This is a genomic window from Alcaligenes sp. HNGD-HTN06 (genome assembly GCF_049932565.1).
Lineage (GTDB): Bacteria > Pseudomonadota > Gammaproteobacteria > Burkholderiales > Burkholderiaceae_B > Alcaligenes > Alcaligenes ammonioxydans.
Window position 1 is genome coordinate 1567910 of sequence record NZ_CP187782.1, and the last position, 19674, is coordinate 1587583.

Annotated in this window: 19 protein-coding genes; 14 read left to right on the top strand and 5 right to left on the bottom strand. The window is 56.7% G+C overall.

All coding sequences use genetic code 11. The features are described 5' to 3' along the window. Positions 1–60: 60 nt before the first annotated feature. Both ACOZ42_RS07105 and ACOZ42_RS07110 read right to left on the bottom strand, forming a co-directional pair. Entirely contained in the window at positions 61–3228 is a 3168-nt protein-coding gene (locus ACOZ42_RS07105; protein WP_426345740.1) for a TonB-dependent receptor domain-containing protein, read from the bottom strand. A 317-nt stretch (positions 3229–3545) separates the two neighbouring features. Then, complete coding sequence (locus tag ACOZ42_RS07110) at positions 3546–4523, bottom strand: helix-turn-helix domain-containing protein (RefSeq protein WP_021446683.1); 978 nt, start codon at positions 4521–4523, stop codon at positions 3546–3548. Between the two features lie 175 nt (positions 4524–4698). Between ACOZ42_RS07110 and ACOZ42_RS07115 the strand changes: the two genes are divergently transcribed. The 10 genes from ACOZ42_RS07115 (at position 4699) to ACOZ42_RS07160 (ending at position 16062) form a co-directional block, all read left to right on the top strand. Beyond that, on the top strand, positions 4699–5733 hold the full coding sequence (locus ACOZ42_RS07115; RefSeq protein ID WP_426345741.1) for a class I SAM-dependent methyltransferase: 1035 nt from the start codon (positions 4699–4701) through the stop codon (positions 5731–5733). A 5-nt stretch (positions 5734–5738) separates the two neighbouring features. Next, positions 5739–6974, top strand: coding sequence for an MFS transporter (locus ACOZ42_RS07120; protein ID WP_426345742.1), 1236 nt, complete (start codon positions 5739–5741; stop codon positions 6972–6974). A gap of 160 nt (positions 6975–7134) precedes the next feature. Then, complete coding sequence (gene moeB / locus ACOZ42_RS07125) at positions 7135–8307, top strand: molybdopterin-synthase adenylyltransferase MoeB (protein WP_426345743.1); 1173 nt, start codon at positions 7135–7137, stop codon at positions 8305–8307. A 19-nt stretch (positions 8308–8326) separates the two neighbouring features. Next, entirely contained in the window at positions 8327–8734 is a 408-nt protein-coding gene (locus ACOZ42_RS07130; RefSeq protein WP_426345744.1) for a Mov34/MPN/PAD-1 family protein, read from the top strand. Between the two features lie 74 nt (positions 8735–8808). Beyond that, on the top strand, positions 8809–9081 hold the full coding sequence (locus ACOZ42_RS07135) for a MoaD/ThiS family protein (RefSeq protein WP_083053687.1): 273 nt from the start codon (positions 8809–8811) through the stop codon (positions 9079–9081). Positions 9082–9164: 83 nt separating this feature from the next. Then, positions 9165–10982 (top strand): CoA transferase, encoded by a 1818-nt coding sequence (locus ACOZ42_RS07140; RefSeq protein WP_426345745.1) that lies wholly within the window; start codon positions 9165–9167, stop codon positions 10980–10982. Next, a complete protein-coding gene (locus ACOZ42_RS07145; RefSeq protein ID WP_426345746.1) occupies positions 10979–12640 on the top strand; it encodes an AMP-binding protein in 1662 nt (553 codons plus the stop codon). Before ACOZ42_RS07140 ends, ACOZ42_RS07145 begins: the two co-directional genes overlap by 4 nt. Continuing rightward, entirely contained in the window at positions 12637–13830 is a 1194-nt protein-coding gene (locus ACOZ42_RS07150) for an acyl-CoA dehydrogenase family protein (RefSeq protein WP_426345747.1), read from the top strand. Before ACOZ42_RS07145 ends, ACOZ42_RS07150 begins: the two co-directional genes overlap by 4 nt. After that, positions 13827–15014 carry a CynX/NimT family MFS transporter gene (locus tag ACOZ42_RS07155; protein WP_426345748.1) on the top strand — a complete coding sequence of 396 codons (1188 nt, stop codon included), beginning with the start codon at positions 13827–13829 and terminating at the stop codon, positions 15012–15014. The genes ACOZ42_RS07150 and ACOZ42_RS07155 overlap by 4 nt, the downstream gene beginning before the upstream one ends. A 7-nt stretch (positions 15015–15021) precedes the next feature. Then, complete coding sequence (locus ACOZ42_RS07160) at positions 15022–16062, top strand: hypothetical protein (RefSeq protein WP_426345749.1); 1041 nt, start codon at positions 15022–15024, stop codon at positions 16060–16062. A 207-nt stretch (positions 16063–16269) separates the two neighbouring features. On the opposite strand, the gene ACOZ42_RS07165 is transcribed toward ACOZ42_RS07160, so the two are convergent. Both ACOZ42_RS07165 and ACOZ42_RS07170 read right to left on the bottom strand, forming a co-directional pair. Beyond that, complete coding sequence (locus ACOZ42_RS07165; protein ID WP_003801247.1) at positions 16270–16644, bottom strand: DsrE family protein; 375 nt, start codon at positions 16642–16644, stop codon at positions 16270–16272. A 22-nt stretch (positions 16645–16666) separates the two neighbouring features. Next, entirely contained in the window at positions 16667–17011 is a 345-nt protein-coding gene (locus tag ACOZ42_RS07170) for a carboxymuconolactone decarboxylase family protein (RefSeq protein WP_131071645.1), read from the bottom strand. Positions 17012–17128: 117 nt separating this feature from the next. Between ACOZ42_RS07170 and ACOZ42_RS07175 the strand changes: the two genes are divergently transcribed. From ACOZ42_RS07175 to ACOZ42_RS07190, 4 genes are all read left to right on the top strand, one after another. Further along, positions 17129–17440, top strand: coding sequence for an ArsR/SmtB family transcription factor (locus ACOZ42_RS07175; RefSeq protein WP_003801242.1), 312 nt, complete (start codon positions 17129–17131; stop codon positions 17438–17440). A 98-nt stretch (positions 17441–17538) separates the two neighbouring features. Continuing rightward, the gene (locus ACOZ42_RS07180; protein ID WP_003801241.1) at positions 17539–17736 is read left to right on the top strand and encodes a YgaP family membrane protein; all 198 of its coding nucleotides are present in this window, start codon (positions 17539–17541) and stop codon (positions 17734–17736) included. Positions 17737–17934: 198 nt separating this feature from the next. Continuing rightward, positions 17935–18483: a zeta toxin family protein gene (locus ACOZ42_RS07185; RefSeq protein ID WP_003801238.1), complete on the top strand. Its 549-nt coding sequence runs from the start codon at positions 17935–17937 to the stop codon at positions 18481–18483. Next, the gene (locus ACOZ42_RS07190; RefSeq protein ID WP_003801236.1) at positions 18476–18664 is read left to right on the top strand and encodes a hypothetical protein; all 189 of its coding nucleotides are present in this window, start codon (positions 18476–18478) and stop codon (positions 18662–18664) included. Before ACOZ42_RS07185 ends, ACOZ42_RS07190 begins: the two co-directional genes overlap by 8 nt. Before the next feature lie 67 nt (positions 18665–18731). On the opposite strand, the gene ACOZ42_RS07195 is transcribed toward ACOZ42_RS07190, so the two are convergent. Next, complete coding sequence (locus ACOZ42_RS07195; RefSeq protein WP_003801232.1) at positions 18732–19604, bottom strand: LysR family transcriptional regulator; 873 nt, start codon at positions 19602–19604, stop codon at positions 18732–18734. Positions 19605–19674: the final 70 nt, after the last annotated feature.

The window sequence follows — 19674 nt, forward strand, 5'->3', positions numbered from 1 at the left end:
AACTCCATTAAGTGAAGAAAAAGGGCGTTTTTACGAAAACGACCAAAAAAACCGATTAACTTAAAAACGTGCCGTCATACCGACGCGCACTGTTCGTCCAGGGGCCGGAAGAGAGGTGCGGGCCATGGGGTCCAGGTAGTACTGATTGGTTAGATTGCTGATCGCCACGTCCACATTCAGGTTCTTCTGCACCTGATAGCTGGCGTAGGCATCAAAGACCAGAATGGGGTTCCAGTAGTTCGCTCTGTTCAATCCCCAGCCAAGGCCAAAATGGGCTTCATCTTTGTTTTTTGCGGCGCTGTGATACACCGCACGTGCGCCAAGCAATAGTTTCTTTTCCAGCAAGCGTGCACCGACATCCAGGTTCAAGGAGTACTGCGGTTGCAGACTGGTTCTGGCAAAGGTGCGAGGGAAGCCTCCATCAACGCAGGCAGGAATGGTGTCGCTTCCTGCGGCTCCGGGGATGGGCATAAACGTCTGGGCGTAGTCGGCGTCGCAGAGCTGTTGCTTCAAGCGGTATGTGCCGCCAAAGTTCGCAAAGTATTTACCGCTATCCACGCGAGCTTGCAGTTCAATACCGGACATCTTTTTCTCGTCAAACTGCACGGTATTGAAGTCCCAGTCCCGGTCTATATAGTCTTTGATTCGGTTGTTGAAGTAATTGATCTTGACGTCTGCATATTCCAGGCTTGGGAAGTAGCTGCTCAGATTGTGGACATAGCCGATTTCCCAGTTGTAGGCATGCTCAGGACGATTCGCTGCTCCGGTCGAGCGTTTGCTGCCGCCAGCCAAGGCCATGGAGGACTCGAACAGGCTTGGAAAGCGTACAAATTCGTTGTACCGGGCATAAAGACGAATATCGTCTGTAACGAAGGCTGTTAGTCCGATGTGAGGAACCCAAGCATGGTCTTTTTGTTTTTTAGGCTCTTCCCATTTATTGGGTATTTCAGATTCGTCTTGATATACCGGCTTGCGATTGCTAGGTGAAGCAATATATTTATCGACAGGACCTGCCTGGCCTTGAGCGTCTGTAACTTGTTCTGTGACGTCGATCGCGCCATTGGTAAATGGGTTGTTGGCAGTAAAGCCTTTGTGCGTTGTTCCAGAGGGGACGTAGATATCTTCATTGGTGTAGCGATACCCGTTGATCTTTCCGCGTTGAAGCTGGTCACTCATGAACTCTTCTGGAGGCATCAGCGGGCCGTCAACCATGCTTGGGTCGAAGTCGTACATCGTTTGCCACTCTTCTTTGTATTGTTCATACAAAGGAGTCAGGTTTTGAATGATCTTGTTCTCAACCAAGGTGGCTTCCTGATCAGTCATCAGACGCTGAACTTGATAGTTGTAGCCTTTCAGGGCAGGCTGAATAGCCCAGTCCTTATGCTGCTGACCACGCATTTCGGCCAGTTTGTCGTCGTACGACCAGTAGTCGCTATAGCGTGCGCCAGCATTCACCTGAAGCCAGTCCACAGGCCGCCAGTCGAAGTTAAAACCAAAATTCCATTGCTGGCGGGTGCCTGAACGAGGCCCCATATGGTTCACACCCCAGGTCAGTTCGTTCAGGTTCTCGAGCTTCTCCGAAGCGTCGTGCTGCTTGAGTTTTTCTCGTGTGAAATCAGCCGATAAGCTCAGATCCAGAGTTGGATGCAAAGTCATGGCGTTGCTAAGGTTCAGCCCACTACGCCTATGGTCGGTAATTTGCAAAGCTCTGGGGATGATGTTGAAACGCCCATCTGTATTGGGCAGCTTTTCTGGAGCGGTAGGAGGTACCCAAGCGCATTCAGAACCATTTGTGCCCAGGACATGGCAATTTGTGTAGTTGTCCCAGTCCCCATCGCGTCCGTAATTAAGACCTTGGCCTTGAATCCCATAAATGATGTCGCCATTCTGATGACGCTCACTATCGCTTTGGGTAATCCAGGCTCCGGCCTTCAAGTTGATGAAACGGTTGCCCTCGGGATTCCAGGAGTAGTTCAGGTTCCAGGTGTCTTGTTTGACCTTGCTATAGGGGTTTTCGGTTTGGAGAAGCTTTTTTTCACCCTGGCCATCCAGGGCGTGGATGGCCCAGACCACGTTCCAGGGCACGTTCTCGCCAAAGGTATGGTTGCTGCGCATATAGCTCATATCAATGGCTTGATCGTGAGGCAGGCGCAACGTGCCTTTCAGTAGCGTGGTTTCCAGTTCGCTGGATGTGTTCAGAACTTCTTCACCAGGACGGTAGTACTTGGCGATGTAACTTACTCTGGGGAAGGAATACGACGGGTTGTAGTCGCTATTTGCGTCCTCTCGCCAGGTGTCGTTCTCGTACTTGTTGCTACCTTTTTTACCGCTGTAATAGTTGCCGCGACTGCGGTAGCTGTATGCGGCGAGCAGGTCAAAATTTTCTTGCTGTGTGGCGATGGCCAGGCGATAGGAGTGGTCTTCAAAATTGAAGTTCTTGCCGCTATTTCCGACTTTCGGCATACGGTCTGGCGAGATGTTGTCAGGTAGAACAACACCATTCGTGCCACCTTTATGAAAGGTTGCTCCCGGAATATCGCGATAGTCCTTTCCGAAAATCCCAAAAGCCCGTTCATTCGGCTTGGTCGAATTCGTCGCCGTCTCCGCCTTCAGCTCGATCCCGAAGGTCTCGCCCGGTTTGACAATATCTTCAACCTGCAGCGTGCGGATCTGCACCGATCCGCCAATCCCGCTAGCTCCCGACGTTGCCGACACGCCTTTTTCCACCAGAATGCTGCTGATCATATTGGGATCAACATAGTTGCGGTTGGCGACCCCGGCCGGTCCCAGCCAGACTGATGTTGCCTGTTCTGTTCCGTCAATCGTCAGGGGAATACGGCCTTCACCCTGAATACCGCGAATGTTCGGGTCCAGCGCGCCGCTATTGCGCGAGTCCCCCGCATACACCCCGTTCAGGCCCTTGAACAAATCCCCCACGGAGCTGCCCTTGTACAGCTCGATCTCTTCCTTGCCGGCGTACACATTGGAGACGTCTTTCTCGAATACATCGGTTTTACCCGCCTCATCGCGGGTTTCACGTACGACGGTAATAGTGTCCAGACGAGTGGCTCTGTCCGTGTCTTCCTGGCTCTCGTCCTGACGGGAGGAGGGTGGGGCGCTGCCCACGCTTTGGGCCTGTGTCTGCCCGGCCCAGGAGGCCAGAATCAAGGCATACACCAGCGGCTTGAGCGCGTGTTTTTTTGTGTAGGGTGAAAGGGTAGCGGACATAAAACGAACCAGGGCTCCGTGCGAAAAATAACAATCTGTCGTGGGGAAGTACTTCCCGTTTGCTGGCCAGGCTCACCCCTTGTCTCAAAAGGTGAGGAAAGGCACGGGGATATTATTCACGTTAATGAGAATAATTATCACTTAGATTGGTATGCAGGACGGAGCAATTCCTATGCAGGACCGGAAATCCGCGGCAACTGCAGGAATTTGTCAAAGCAGGAGGAGAACTTTTCAGGGAGAGGGCCGCAGGGGGGCGGCCCGAAAGAAGGGCGGGCCTCTATGGGTGCAGAGGCCGAAAACAGCGGAAATACAAAGGTTTAGGCGCGCTTGTTGCCAAAAATGGATTTGGGTGAGCGGCCAAAGTAGCGCGTAAAGGCGACGGAAAAATTATTGGGGTATTTGTAGCCGACTTGCCAGGCGGCCTGGGCCACTTGTTGGCCGGACTCCAGCAAGGTATAGGCTTTGCGCATACGCAGTTCAAGCAGCAGGCCGATAGGCGTGTTGTCGTACAGATAACGAAAACCTTCTTTAAGTTTGTGCTCGTTAATGCCTACCGTCGTGGCCAGATACTCCACCGTGATTTGCTGGTCCAGTTGCGAGCTGAGCAAATCGCGTGCTCGCTCGACCCGTTGAATATCATCCACCGACAGCGGGGCGCTGTTGGGGGCGTCGGGTGGGGCCAGGCGGTTGAACTGCTCGGCCAGCAAGCTGAGTGCATGGATTTGCAGATTCAGCCTGTGGTGATGAATGGGCTGCTCCGGGGTGCACGGCTGCATATAGCGTGCCAGTGCCGCCGCATGGGCCATGGTGGCCTGGCTGCTGGCATGAAAGGACAGACGGTGCAGTCCCACGCAATCCATCAACTGGGTGGCGCGTTCCGGGCCCACGTATTTGTTCAAGGCCGCCTCGCTGATGACCAGCCGTAATTGCGATACGGACTGGTCCTCTTGATAGTGGCGTTCCCCCCGCAGGGATCGAAAAGCCGTCACCGTGGTATGGCCTGCCTTGAACAGCAGATCTGAGCTCTCCCGACCCTGATAGGCCGACTGTCCTTGCAGACCCACCGTCACCACAATGACACGGCCCGCGTGCGGGCCGTTGCTCTCTTCAACCAGCGATCGGCTGGGGTGATAGTGCAAGCGGCCCAACAAGAACCCTTGTTCCAGTTCCACGCATTCGGAATAGCAGTGGCCCAGTTCTTCGGGTAGTTGCAGCCGGACTCGGCCATCGCTCAGAGCGCGGCATGACCTGGGTTCATCCGTGGTTAAGCGATAGCCAAATTTGCGCGTGTTCATCATTTCTCCTGCTAAAAGCGCCTCGCATATGAATTGCTCCGTTCAGCATAGATCTTAATGCAAATAATTCTCATTAAATATATATCATTTCTAGCTGTGATGGCAGAGGGAAGGGCCATTGTGAAATTCACGGAGGTAAAAAACAGTGCTGGATCGATCGCTAGGAGAAGTCGTTTTGTCGGAGCAATTGCTGGAGTCGCATGCTCTGCAAGCCTGTTGGGACGCGCAATTGGCGGGTTTAAGTGCAGATGCCTTGAATCTGGCTTTGGGGTATGGCGTGTTTGCGCATCTGGATCAGTTTATCGCTGCGGAGGAACTTGCGCTTGTGCTCAAGTGGGACGCCGACAACACCGCCTACCTGCTGGAGTTGCTGTGGAGTCTGGAGCTGCTGGAGTGTCAGTGGACCTGTCCGCGACGCTATCGCAGCCTGCCGCAAACGGCGCGTTATCTGAATCCGGGTTCGGCGCAATATTGTGGCGATGCCTTGCTGTTTCGGCATGGCGTCTTGCGTCAGGTGGGCAATCAGCTCGATGAGCTGCTGCGTAATGGCAAATCGCCTCCAGCGGATCCGGCATTGATTCAGCAAGGCTGGGCAGCGGCGGCACGTTCACAAATTGCCCAGGAACAAACGGCGGTGACGGCCGAGGTGGCCTGTGAAATTTTTGGAGCCGTGCCGGAGTTCTGGCAGGCGCAACGTCTGCTGGATTTGGGTGGTGGGCCAGGACTGGTAGCCATCGCCTTGGCGCAACAGCAGCAGGACTTGAATGCCGTGGTGTTCGACTACGAAGCGGCGGCGGTTGTTGCCCAGCAAAAAATTCTTGGTGCCGGTCTGGAAGCGCGTGTCAGCACCTTGGCCGGTGATCTGCTGGTGGACGATTTCGGGGCGGATTATGACCTGATCTGGTGCTCTTCCGTGCTGCATTTTGTACCGGATATTCCTGCTTTGCTGGCCCGTCTGTATCGCGCGCTGCGCCCCGGTGGGGTGCTGGTGTGCTGTCACGCCGAAGTGCATACCGAGGTCAGCAAGGCCAAACGGATTTTGCACTACTACCTGCATATGCGCATGCAAGGCCGCCATGTGCTGCCGGAAGGGCAGTTGGCCCAGTTGCTGGAACAAGCCGGATTTGATGATGTTCAGCAGTTTGATGAGGTGCGCTTTCCGGTTGCGCCCGTCACTGCATTGATTGCGCGCAAGGCGTGCAAAGGGTGATGAGAATGAAGACGTGGAAAGCATGGGGGGCGCAACTGCTGTTTGGCTGGATGAATCTGGTGCTGGCCGTCCCCAGTATTTACCTGATGCTGGGTATGCCCCTGGTGATGCGACAGCATGGCTGGTCCGGCACCGAGATAGGCTTGTTCCAGCTGGCGGCCTTGCCCGCCATTTTCAAGCTGGTGCTGGCCATGCCGGTGCAGCGTGTCCGCCTGGGTGGCGGACATTTTGTGCATTGGCTGTGGTTGATGGCGGTCTTGTTGTTGGCTTTGTATGTAGGCATAGGCCGCGAGAATCTGATTGATCAGCGAACCCTGCTGTTTGCCCTGACCTTTGCCATCAGCATTGTGGCGACCTGGATGGACATCCCCTTGAATGCCTTGGCGGTGCAATACCTGCCGCGTGACGAGCAGTTGCGTGCAGGCAGTATTCGTTCTGCCGCCTTGTTTCTGGGCGCGATCGTCGGGGCGGGGGTGATGGTGCTGGTGCAGGCCCGTTGGGGTTGGCAGGCACCGTTTGCCTTGATGGGCCTGGGGCTGGTGATTGGTTGTTTGCCCTTTGTCTTTTTGCGTTCCAAAGCCGGTTTGCAAGCGGCTGAGACCGAGCAGGCACCACCCGGTTTCGTCGCCGATTGGGTCAGCTTCTTCGGGCAGGAAGGGGCCAAGCAGTGGACCAGCTTGCTACTGACCAGTTTTCCCTTTATTGGCGCTGTCTGGTTTTACCTGAAACCCTTGATGCTGGACCAGGGCATGCCTTTGGAAGAGGTGGCCTGGACGGTCGGGATTGCCGGTGGCATTACCGGTGCCGTGTTCAGCCTGATTGGCGGACGTTTGGCCTCATTTCTGGGTGCCGCGCGTGCCATTCCGATTTATCTGCTGGCGGCCTTGCTGTCCCTGATTCTGTTGATGGTTTCCGTCTGGGCCAAGCTGGGGCCGGTGTGGCTGATCAGCAGCGCCCTGTTGATTGCGGCCAGCATGGGGGCTGTGTCGGCATTGCTTTTTGGGCTGACCATGTTCTTTACCCGTAGACAGCGCAATGCATCGGACTACGGTTTGCAGTCGACCATCTTCACCTTGGCCCGTATGGCCGTTCCCATTGTCGCCGGCATCGTGCTGGACCGTTTCGGTCAGCTTGTCATGCTGGGCGTGCTCACCTTGGGTGTTCTGTTCGCCTTTGTACTGGCTTGGCGCGTTCGCCACAGCGTCGGTGCCAGCACCGAAGTTTTGCTGCGTAGCCAGTAAGTCAGGGTCTGAAAACGCCAGCGTGTGCAGGTTGCGCTGGCGTTCATCGTTTTTGCTCCGTTTCGCATAGAAATTAGAACCCAAAGGCTATTGTGTCATTTTCGGTCATATTTGAGAATAAGTCTTGTTCGTATTCATATGTATTTAACCAGGAGTCATTATGACCTTGCCCCCATTAGTTGAGCCCGGTGAGCCTTTGAGCCGCGAAGAGCTTAACCGTTATAGCCGTCACCTCTTGATTCCCAATGTGGGCATGGAAGGCCAGCGCCGCATCAAAAATGCCAAAGTGCTGGTTATCGGGGCAGGGGGGCTGGGTTCGCCCACCTTGCTGTACTTGGCCGCAGCCGGGGTGGGCACACTGGGCATCATCGACTTTGACCGGGTGGATGAATCCAATTTGCAGCGCCAGATCATTCACACCGTAGACAGCATTGACGAGCTGAAAGTGGAAAGCGCCAAGCGTGCGATTCACAAGCTCAACCCCCATATCAAGGTAGAAACGTATACCGACAGATTGGAACCTGACATGGCGGTCGAGCTGTTCTCGCGCTACGACCTGATTCTGGACGGCACTGACAACTTTGCGACCCGCTATCTGGTCAATGATGCGTGCATGCTGGCCGATAAACCCTATGTCTGGGGTTCGATCTTCCGCTTTGAAGGCCAGGTCTCGGTGTTCTGGGAAAACGCGCCCGGTGGCATAGGTTTGAACTACCGCGACCTGTACCCCGAGCCCCCACCGCCCGAGCTGGCTCCGTCTTGCGCGCAGGGCGGTGTGTTCGGTGTCTTGTGCGCCTCGATTGCCTCCATCATGTCCACCGAAGCCATCAAGCTGATTACCGGCATTGGCGATCCTTTGATCGGCCGCCTGATCGCTTATGACGCACTGGATATGTGCTACCGCGAACTGCCCATCCGCCGCCTGCCCAATCGCAAGCCCGTGACCGAGCTGGGCGATTACCAAACCTTCTGCGGCCTGAATCCACCGGCTGATGCCATGGCCATCCCCGTGCCTGTCATGACTGTGCTGGAGCTGAAAGAACGGCTGGACCAAGAGCAGGCCCCTGTCCTGGTGGACGTGCGCGATCCCAATGAATGGGAAATCGTGAATATTCCTGGCGCGATTCTGATGCCCAAATCGCCCACCGTCGCCGCCGAGATTCTGGCTGCCTTTGGTCCGAATGCGGATCTGGTGATTTCGTGCCGCTCCGGTGCGCGTTCCAGGACCGTGTGCGAAGAGCTGATCAAGTTGAAGGCCCCCAAGGTGCGCAATCTGGAAGGCGGCGTGCTGGCTTGGGTGGAGCAGGTCGCTCCCGAATTGGCGTCTTACTAAGTTCGGGAGGAAGCACATTATGGCCTTGCAGATTCGTCGTTCTGCTCTGGAGCAAGTTCTGAATCATGCCAAGCAGGATCACCCCATCGAGGCATGCGGACTGATCGCCGCCAAGGAGGGTTCGCTGGTGGCCGAGCGTGTGCTGCCCATGCAAAACCGGGCGGCCTCGGAGGTGCTTTATCAGTTCGATTCGCGTGAGCAATTTCAGGTCTACCGCCGTCTGGATGAGGACGATCAGGAGTGTTGCGTGATCTATCACTCTCATACCGCCAGCCAGGCTTTCCCGAGCAAGGATGACATTGATTTTGCGGGCCATCCCGAACTGCATTACTTGATCGTGTCCACCTGGGATCAGGCCACCGTGCCGGTTCGATCCTTCCGGATTATCGACGGCGGTGTGACCGAAGAAACCATCGTGATTGTCTAGGGAGCAGCGTCGCTCCCCCAAGGGGAGCGTGTGTCACGGCTGTTGGAAACCACTATTTCAAAGGAGTTTTAAGCATGTCCATTTCAGTCTCTATTCCGACCTTGCTGCGTCCACTGACGAACGGCGAGAAGAAAGTCCAGGCCCAGGGCGCTTCGGTAGGCGAAGTGATCGAGCATCTTGAAGGCCAGTTTCCCGGCATCAAGGCGCGCCTGATGAGCGGCGAAGACCTGCACCGTTTCGTGAATATTTACGTGAACGAAGAGGACATCCGTTTCAGTGATGGCCTGAAAACCACTACTCGTGCTGGCGACTGCCTGACTGTACTGCCTGCCGTAGCAGGGGGCTAAGACCATCTGGTCTGGATTTTCATGGTGCAAGTGCTGGTTTCTGCAATCAGCACTTGGCGTGCGCATCACTCTGGTTTGGAACTATGTCTGAATTACTACATGGCTGCGGATTACGTTGGCAGATGGGCTCACAGCCCCCGTATTGGCCGGGCTTGCCTGCTGCCTTGAGCCGTCAGGCTCGATTGCTGGGTTTATCTGAACAAGGACAATCCGCAGGCCATCAAGACGAAGCAGCATTCAGCCTGTATTCGCCTGATTTTGGAACGATTAGCACGCATCTGGAAACCGAGGCGGGCGGCATGACGCAAGCCGCGATCAGCGAGCTGAGCATGCAGGCTGCCAGCGGTATCTTGTCCGTGCATGGACGCTCCAGTGGCCTGTCGGGCACGCTGGGCCTGGATTATCTGGCCGTGCTCAGTTCAGCCATGACCCTGCAAGCGACCTTGGCGGCGGCCTTGGGCCAATTGCGCGGCGGGCGTTTCTCTACGGTGTCGGTTTCGCCCTTGGGCTGTGGCCTGCTCAGTATCGGGCAGTATCTGGCCGGGGCAACGGCGGCTCAAGATCCCGAACAGTTATTGGCGGGTAGTTACGATCCCGGCTTGCGGCCCCCCTTTGTTTCGCAAGACGGCGTGGTCTTTGAACTGGAAACCTTGGACCCGCGACCCTGGCGCGCTTTTTGGGAAGCAGTGGGCGTACCGGCCGATCTGGCTGGTCAGGCCTGGAAAGCGTTTTTGCTGCGCTATGCCAAGGCGGTGTGCCCTATGCCAGCGGCATGTTTAAGCAGTCTGCAAGCCCTGAACTTTGCCCGTTTGCAGGAACTGGCCTTGCAGACCGGCATGGCCATCTTGCCGGTACGTACACCGGCTCAACGCCAGAGCGATAGTGATTACGCGGCCTTGGCCGGTCTGTGGCAGCATCAGAGTCATGCCGCGCCCGGCTCATTGAGCACCTTGCCGTCCAAGGCCGATTTGCCCCTGCGTGGTTTGCGGGTGGTGGAGTCCTGCCGTCGGATTCAAGGGCCTATTGCCGGTCACTTGCTGGCGCTGCTGGGGGCGGAAGTGATTCGTCTGGAACCGCCCGGTGGTGATCCCTTGCGTGCCATGCCGCCGTGCGTGGATGGCTGCTCGGTGCGCTTTGATGCGCTCAATCAATTCAAGACGGTGCAGGAAGTGGACATCAAATCGGCTCAAGGCCGCCAGGCCATTTACGAATTGGTGAGCCAGTCTGATGTATTTCTGCATAACTGGGCACCCGGCAAGGCGGCCGAGCTGCAACTGGATGCCCAGGACCTGCACGCAGTGCGCCCGGATCTGGTCTACGCCTATGCGGGCGGTTGGGGCCAGGAGCAAGTGGACGCGCCGGGTACGGACTTCACGGTGCAAGCCTGGTCGGGCATTGCTCACACCATTTCTCAAACCTCGGATGCACGGGGTGGGTCTTTGTTTACGGTGCTGGATGTGCTGGGCGGGGTGATGGCCGCGCTGGGTATCAGTGCCGCCTTGCTGCGCCGGGGCCTGAGCGGGTCGGGCTTGCGGGTCGACAGCTCTTTGCTGGCCACGGCCGATCATCTGGCCCAGGCCGTTTCTCCCATCAGTAAAACCGGCGTGTCGGCGGTGTTCCAGACGGGCGAGGGCTTCATCGTCATCGACTGTCAGGATCAAACGCATCTGCATGCCCTGGCCGGGTGGTTGAATGTGTCGCCCGATGCCGTCTGGACGGTCTTGCCGGATCGTCTTCTGTCCCAGTCTGCCCGTAGCCTGGAAACGCAACTGGATGTGCTGGGCGTACCGGCCCGCCGCGTCCATAGCAATCTGGCGCAACTGCGTGCTGATCCACGCCTGGCGTCCCATTTCCATGACAAGGGCTATTCGTCTGTTAATTCTCCCTGGAGGTTTTTATGAATCACGCTGGCATCATCGATCTGGTCCCTGCGTCATTGCGCCAACGCTGGATAGAGGACGGTACCTACCCGAATAAGCCGGTCTTTACGCTGTTTGCGGAAAAAGCTCAGGCTCATCCGGACAAACTGGCGGTGCTCTCGCCCGAAGGCAATATCAGTTATAGCGCCTTGATGGACGCGGCTCTGCGTCTGGCAGGCAGCTTGCGTCGTGCAGGGATTATGGCGGGCGACGTGGTGGCGTATCAGCTCAGCAACCATTGGGTGTGCTGCGCCATTGACCTGGCCGCCGCGGCTTTGGGGGCGATTGTTGCGCCTTTCCCACCCGGACGGGGCAAGCTGGATATTCAGTCGCTGGTGCGTCGTTGCGATGCACGGGCGGTGATTGTGCCGCATGAATATGCAGGCATTGATTTGTGCGAAGTGATCGAGTCCTTGCGACCTACGCTGCTGTCCTTACGTGTCCTGATTGTGCAAGGCCCATCGCGTCCGGGCTGGATGACTTTGGATTCCCTGTTCGAGGGCGAACCCCTGGCCTTGTCCGAGTTGCCCGAGGTGTCTCCTAATTCGCCAGTGCGTTTGCTGGTGTCCTCCGGCACGGAGTCCGAACCCAAGCTGGTGGCCTATTCGCATAATGCCCTGGTGGGCGGACGTGGCCGATTCCTGCAACGCATTTCCCCCAATGATGTGGAGTTCCGGGGCATGTATCTGGTGCCGCTGGGTTCTTCATTTGGCTCTACGGCCACCTTTGGCGTGCTGTGCTGGTTGGGTGGTTCTTTGGTGGTCTTGCCCAAGTTTGATGTGCCTAGCGCGATTGCCGCCATCAATGCCTTCAAACCCAGCTTTATTCTGGGCGTGCCCACCATGTTCCAGCGTATTGCGGCAGCGCCCGAGCTGGAGAAGGCCGATAAAGCCAGCTTGCGCGGCTTGATTGTGGGTGGTTCAGTGATTGATGAAGCCACGGTGCGTCGTTGCGTGGAAGCGTTTGATTGCGGCTTTATCAGTCTGTACGGCTCGGCCGATGGGGTGAACTGCCACAACACGCTGGACGATCCCATCGACGTGGTCTTGAGCAGTGTGGGGACCCCCAATCCGCAAGTGTGCGAGATCCGTCTGATTGATGATGAGGGTGCCGAGGTGCCGCAAGGCGAGGTAGGCGAAATTACCGCTCGTGGTCCTTTGAGCCCCATGCAATATGTGAACGCCCCGGAACTGGATGCCCAGTATCGGGACGAACAGGGTTGGGTGAAAACGGGCGATCTGGGTTACATCAATGCCCAAGGGCAGTTGGTGCTGGCAGGTCGCAAGAAAGACATCATCATTCGTGGTGGCGCGAACATCAGCCCGGTGCAAATTGAAGGCCTGGTCATGGCTCACCCGGATGTAGTCACTGTGGCTTGCGTGCCGGTTCCCGACGCGGATCTGGGCCAGCGTATTTGCTTGTGCGTGACGGTGCGTGAAGGCGTGCCACGTTTCTCCCTGAAAGAGATTACCGACTTCTTGCGTGAGCAGGGGCTGGAAGTGAACAAGCTGCCGGAGTATCTGCGCTTTTACCGCAGCCTGCCGCTGACGCCTGCAGGCAAGATCGACAAGCGCGCCTTGGCCGCTGATGCTGCTGCATTGGACTCTGGGGCCAAGACTGCAGCGGGGATAGCAGCATGAATCACCTTGCCATTTCCAGCGCGGCCTTGAGCCGCAAGCTGCGGCAGTTTGTGGATACCGAGATCATCCCTAACGAGGGCATTCTGGCCCAGGGGGATAATCTGGCCCGCGAGCTGACTTTGGACCTGACGCGTCGTGCTCAACAGGCGGGTTTGTTCGGCAGTTTCTACCCCATGCATCGTGGTGGTCGGATCGCCAGTTTGGTTGAGTACCTGCCTGTGGCCGAACAGGAAGGACGCTCTGAATATGGCCCTGACATTTTCGGGGCAGATGCCACGCTGGATGCGTATATGTTGAGCCATCATGGCTCGGCCAGCGTCAAACAGCGCTTTCTGACGCCCTTGCTCAAGGGGGATGCAGTGTCCAGCTATGCCATGTCCGAGCCGGACAGCATTGGTTCGATTCCGGCCACCATGCAATGTCAGGCTCGCCTGAAAGACGGGCAATGGCATGTGAATGGCCGCAAGTGGTTTATTTGTCGGGCGCAACAGGCCAGCTTCGCGACCGTGGTGGCGCGCAGCGCGGACGGTCCCGTGAATGAGTCCTTGTCCATGGTGATTGTGCCCACGGATGCGGCGGGATTTAAAGTCGTACGTCCCTTGCCTTTGCTGGGGCGTTATCAAGGGCAGAACGAGCTGCTGTTCAACAATGTGACCGTGCCGGAGGACCATGTTCTGGGTAGCGCCGGACAGGGCATTGCCCTGATGCAAAAGCGTCTGGCCTTGGGGCGTATTTTGCGATCCGTGCAATGGCTGGGCTTGGCGCAACGCAGCTTTGAAATCATGTGCGAACGCATTCATTCGGAGCGCGGAGAACTGGCCCGTCTGGCGGACAAGCAACTGGTTCGGGCACGAGTCTATCAGGTGTATCGCGCCATTACCTCGGCTCGGTGCTTGCTGCGTGAAGCCGCCGTCAAGTTCGATGCGGGCTTGCCCAATTCCGTTGAGGTGAATGTGGCCAAGCTGGCGGCGTCGGATGCGGTCAGCGAGGCGGCAGATTCCGCTATCCAGATCATGGGGGCAGAAGGGCTGGCGGATTGGAGTCCCTTGTCTGGCATCTACCGGGCAGCACGTACTACGCATATTCTGGATGGGGCGGACGATGCCTTGATCAGCACGGTCGGCAAGCACTTGCTGCAAGCCCACTACGCCATTCAGGAGACGGCAGACATGAACAAGGCAGTCGCATGATGCTATCGACACGGGCAAGTCGTTCCCCTTGGGTGCTGGCCAGTTTGATGACTCTGGCGATGGGCATGCCCATGATGGTGTTCTACGCCATCGGCGTCCTGGGCCCGCAAATCATTCAGGATCTGGGCATCTCGCGCGAGCAACTGGGTTGGTTGACCACCAGCACCTTTGGTCTGGCTGCCTTGCTCTCGCCGTGGGCGGGGGCCTTGGTGCAGCGCATGGGCAATCGGCACGGTTTGTTTTTGTTGTTCCTGCTGGTGGCCATGTCCTTTAGCCTGATTGCGGTGTTGCCGGGTTTCTGGGGTGTGCTGACGGCCTTGCTCTTGTGCGGCCTGGCGCAGTCCTTGGCCAACCCGGTGACCAATCAGGCCATTGCCCAGTTGGTACCGGCAGAGCGCAAGGCCGGGTTGGTCGGTATCAAGCAGTCCGGCGTGCAGGCTTCGGCTTTGCTGGCCGGTCTGGTCTTGCCCACCCTGGCCTACAAGCTGGGGTGGCGGGGAGCGTTTGTGGTGTGGGTGCCCGCCATGCTGTGCCTGTCCTACTTTGCCTTGCAGCTTTTGCCGGCCAGAGCCAGCACCGCAGCTGGCAGTATGTCCTGGCGCCTGCCCTGGCCCAGCCAACAGATTTGGCTGTTGATGGCCATTCAGCTGTGCGCGGGTCTGGTGCTGTCGTCCTTCATCACTTTTCTGGGTGTTTTTGCGCAGCAGCTGGGCGTGTCGCCGTACTGGATAGGGATGCTGGTCAGTGGCTTTGGGGTGATGGGGATTGTGTCCCGAGTGCTCTTGACGCCTATCGCTGCCCGCTTTGGTGATGAAACCTTGTTGCTGGGCATCCTGTTTGTCATCCCAATTGTGGCCTTGTTGCTGATGATGATGGCCGCGCCGGACAGGCTCTGGCCCTTGGGAGCCGGGGTGCTGGCCATTGGCCTGACCCTGGTGGCGACCAATGCAATTGCCATGAGCATGTTGCTGCGAGATGCCCGCTTTGGGGCACCGGCTCGTACGGCAGGGCTGCTGTCCGTCGGGTTCTTTGGCGGCTTTGCCTTTGGCCCGCCACTGTTTGGCGTGTTGCTGCGCTCGCCCGAGGGCTTTGCTGCTGCCTGGCCTTTTTTGATGGGCATTCTGGTGTGCGCCAGCTTGTTGTGCCTGATTCTGTACCAGGTTCGTCGTATGGCAAAAGGGTAATGATGGGATGTCTGTAGATGTATTGGGATCAGCCAGCATAGCGTCCATCTTTGCGAATATGGACCAGGTTGCCGAGCAATGTGGGGAGCAGTTTCCCTTGTTCAGACAGTCCTCGTCCGAGCAATGGACCTTGTCGCGACGTGGCTCCTGGTTGGGAGGGTTCTGGGCAGGGTTGTGGTGGCGACGCGCTTTGATCAGCGGTCAGGAGCAGGATAGGGAACAGGCGCTGAACTGGAGCCAGAAGCTGCAAGTCTGGCTGGAAGAGCCCAGCATCAATCGCAGCTTTGTGTTCTGGTATGGCTCTGGCCTGGGCAGCATCTGGCATGGGGATAGAGAGGCCGAAGCCAATGTCGATCAGGCTGCACAAGCTCTGCTGAACAGCTTTGATGCCTCCAGCGGCTTCTGGCCCTTGGGTTCCGGGATGGGGGGCGGGGAAGCGGGCAATCACATTTTGAATGTGGATGCTCTGGCTCCTACGCTCTTGGTGCTGGATGCGCAGGGCGGGCCGGTGGCGCGTCAGTTTGGGCAATGGCATGTGGATGCCTGCCTGCGTTACTTGCAAAAGCGTAGCGGAGCCTGGCGGGATACGGTCTTGCTACGCGGGAACGATGTACTGGCCGAGCAGGGCGCTGAAACCTGGCAACGAGGGCAGGCCTGGGCCATGTTGGGCATGGCAACCGCAACGCGCTTGTATGACAGAAAGTCCTATGCTCAAGCAGCCCTGAATGCCTGCCGATATTGGCACGAGCGTTGGGGGAAGTTTGCGAATGGCTTTTTGACGCAAGAGTCCCCACTGAGCCCGGTAGACCGTTCAGCCTGGGCGATTGCTTCTTTGGCAATGTACGAGCTGTGGCAGATTCTGCCGGAGCAACAATGGCTGCACGAGCAATCGCGCCTGTATCTGGATGCCTTGCTGACGCCCGAGTTAAGTGAGACAGGGCGTTTTGTGGGGCATCTTTATCAGGTTGCGCCGGGGCAGTCGGAGTTAGTGGAGTCGGCTTGCGCCAGCTTCTTTTTACTGGAGGCTTTGCTGGCGCATTTGGCTTGATAGACGGATAGGTCGCTTGCTTGCCCCTTGCGTGATTGCGGGGGGCCGCGATATCGATGGTGTACGTTTCTTTGTGTAAGGCCGGTCCAGAAAACGAGGGTGCCACGTACGATTGCCCTACGTGATATCGATATCCTGTCTTCAAGAAAGAACAGGCCAAAACACAGAATGGGTTTTGGCCTGCGTTGCATTGGACGATGCGGTGGGTCAGGAAATCTGTAAAGACCCGGTCGCACCCATCAGCAGGTCGATCACATCCGGTGCGGTAATAATCTCAAAACGCGGGTCCATCTGCTCGGCGCTCAGGCCGTTATGCAGCATGCAGGACTTGCACACGGCCACGCGCCCACCTTGCTCCAGATACTTCTTTAATAGATCTGCGGCCGGTTCAAAGGGTGCGCCAATATGGATAGGTTCGGCGGCACCGGGTACTCCCAGGGCGACCCCTTCAGCCATCAGAATCAGGCAGGCGCTATGTCCTTTCTGAACGGCATTGAGCGCCATGGTCAGAGCCACGGTCACTTTGTCGGGATTGCCCTGTGCATGAAATAGCGTCGATACGAAAGCAGCGGGTTTAGGCATTACCGTTCTCCTGGTTTATGGTTCAAGACTTGAACTCATTGAAAGCCGCCACCGCATTGGCGGCATACATGACAGAGGGACCACCGCCCATGTAAATCGCTACCCCCAGTGCTTCATGGACTTCTTCCAGACTGGCATTCATCTGCGCCAGTGCCTTGCTATGAAAGCCTATGCATCCTTCGCAGCGGGTGGCCACACCAATAGCCAAGGCGATCAGTTCTTTGGTTTTGGCATCAACAACCCCGCCTGCCATGGCCGCCTTGCCAAGGTCTCCAAAGCCTTTCATGACCTCGGGCTGTGTCTGACGCAACTGGGCCAGATTGCCGGAAATGGTGTGGGTCAACTGCTTGTAGCTGGTTTCACTCATGGGTCACTCCCTTGGGATGGAAGAAAAGAAAAATGCCGTCCTTAATGACTTCTTTAATTGAGTATATGCTAAATTAAGTATTAACTAAATTAACAAGTCTGAAACCTTCGCAAAATCATGATCCAACGCAAATCCGACATTGAGCTTTTGCAAGAGAGCGCGCAACAAGCTGCTGCCTTGTTGCAGGCTGTTGGCAACCCTAAGCGCTTGGTCATCTTGTGTTTGTTAATTCAGCAAGGAGAGATGAGTGTGGGCGCCTTGAACGAGATGGTGGCACTTAGCCCATCGGCTTTGTCACAGCATCTTGCTCGGATGCGGCAGGAGGGCTTGGTCAGCTATAGACGACAGGCCCAGACGCTCTACTACCGAATTGAAGACCCGAATGTCGCCAGACTGATTGGCACCCTGAAAGATATTTTCTGTCCCTGAGCCTGTAGGCGGCAGAAAACAGGGCGGGTGACAATGCCCGTTACGCAGGTCATTGCCCGCCGCGTTTTTTCTTGTTTCTTGTGTTGAAAGGATGAGCCATGAAAAGCAATGTAGGTGGTTTGGATCGTATCGCTCGTATCGTTGTCGGGCTGGTGTTGATCGTCCTGGCAGTGACCAACGTGATTGGTTGGTGGGGCTGGCTGGGTCTGATTCCGCTCATTACGGGTCTGGTGGGGTTTTGCCCGTTGTACACCATGCTTGGCCTAAAGAGCTGCCCCTTGAAAAAACGCCCCTAAATCAAGTGCGGCGTGCGCTGAACGAAAGGTCGCTTCGCCGGCTTTTCTGAAGAGGGGCTGCTGTCTTCGGAAAGCCGGCCCGCCGCACTGAAACCGGGTTTATTGCTGCCGGGCAGGCTGCGCCGGGGGCTTCCGGCTGGCCTTTTCGCCAATCTATGATACAAATCTAATCAATGAGGACATTGTTTAGGTGTATTTATGTCTGGCAACATCGCTGAGACGGGCAAGAGCAAAAAGATTTTGATCATTGCTGGCCCGAACGGGGCAGGCAAGACGACGTTTGCGCGCTCTTTCCTTCCAGTTGAGGCGGAGGTGCCACGTTTTATCAATGCCGACCTGATCGCGGCCGGCTTATCGCCGTTTGCGCCAGAGAGTGCTGCCATCAAAGCTGGACGCCTGATGCTCGACGAGCTCAAAGAAGCGGTTCGTCTGGGCGAGAGTTTTGCGCTGGAGACAACCTTGTCCGGCCAGGCGTATGTCCGCCATATTCAACAGTGGCAGGCACTCGGTTATAGAGTCAGTCTGTATTTTTTAAGTCTGCCCGATGCGGAGATGGCGATCGCACGGGTGGCAGAACGGGTTCGGCAAGGTGGGCATAATATTCCCGAAGCCGTCATTCGTCGCCGCTTTGCGGCTGGCATGAAGAACTTCCTGCATCATTATCGGGACACCGTGGATGACTGGGTTTTATACGATAACGCGGGCAGTGTGCCAGTCTTGCTGGAGTGGGGAGAGAAAGATGAATAAAGAAGATATTTCCAAAGCAAAAAATCCGGACTTGCGGGCTTCCTTGGCCGCCTTGGAACGCGCTGCACAGTCGGCCCGTTTTGTGGCCATACAAACCAATACCTCGGTGGTGCTGGTGGAGAACGGCAAAATGATCAAGCTGTCGGCAGAGCAACTGCGGCAGGAAGTCTGCAAGCGCTAAGGGGGCTAGCGTTTATCGCCGTTCTAGTGAGCTTGAGTCCGATTGTTTGACCCAGCGTGACCATCTTTTACATGTCGGCCACCAGGCTTTTGATCGCCTCGATATACCAGGCCTGATCATTTATCCTGTGCGTCAGAATAATCGGTGAGGTCGCCTGCGCTTCTTCGATCAAGCGATAGTGCAGATCGTTGCGCAGGCGTGCCGAAGTAGGAATCAGGCACAGTCCCGAATCGGCAGCCACCAGCCCCAAGGCGGCTTGAATTTCCCCCGCTTCATAGACTTCAGCCGGACGCACGCTGTGGTCGTGCAGCAGGTGCAGTACGTGATCGGCAAAGCTGGGCCTGGGCTCTTTGGGATAGACAATCAACTTTTGCCCTTGCACTTTTTTCAAGCTCACAGCCTTGTCCGAACTGGCCAGATCCGAGCTGGGGGGAATGGCCAGGGCCAGTTGCTCTTCCCGCAACACCGTTCTTTGCACGGACGCATCATTGAGCCGTATTCGACCGAACCCCACATCAATCCGTCCTGACTTCAAGGCCTCCAGTTGCTGCATGGATGTCAGCTCCACGGTTTGCAAGTCGACTTCCGGGTACTGATGGCGCAGTTTGCGCATTAGCGCGGGCAGGCCGCCATACAGGGTGGAGGCGACAAAGCCAATCGACAGGGTTTGGCGCTGATTCAGCCCGATCTGCCGAGTGGTGTGTACGAGTTGGTCCACCCGGCTCAGAATCTGCAAGGACTGTTCATAAAACACCCGCCCCGCCTCCGTCAGCCGCAGAGGTCGGGAATTGCGCAGCAGCAAGGTCACACCCAGCTCTTCTTCCAACAGTTGGATCTGTCGGCTCAGCGGTGGCTGGGCCATGTGCAGGCGTTCGGACGCCCGGGTGAAGTTGCGGGTTTCGGCTACAGCGACAAAGTACTTGAGTTGGCGTAGATCCATAAGGGAAAACCATACCTGGGCTAGATTGATGAAGTTTAAATTCTTGATTTTTAATATTTATATCAGAAAC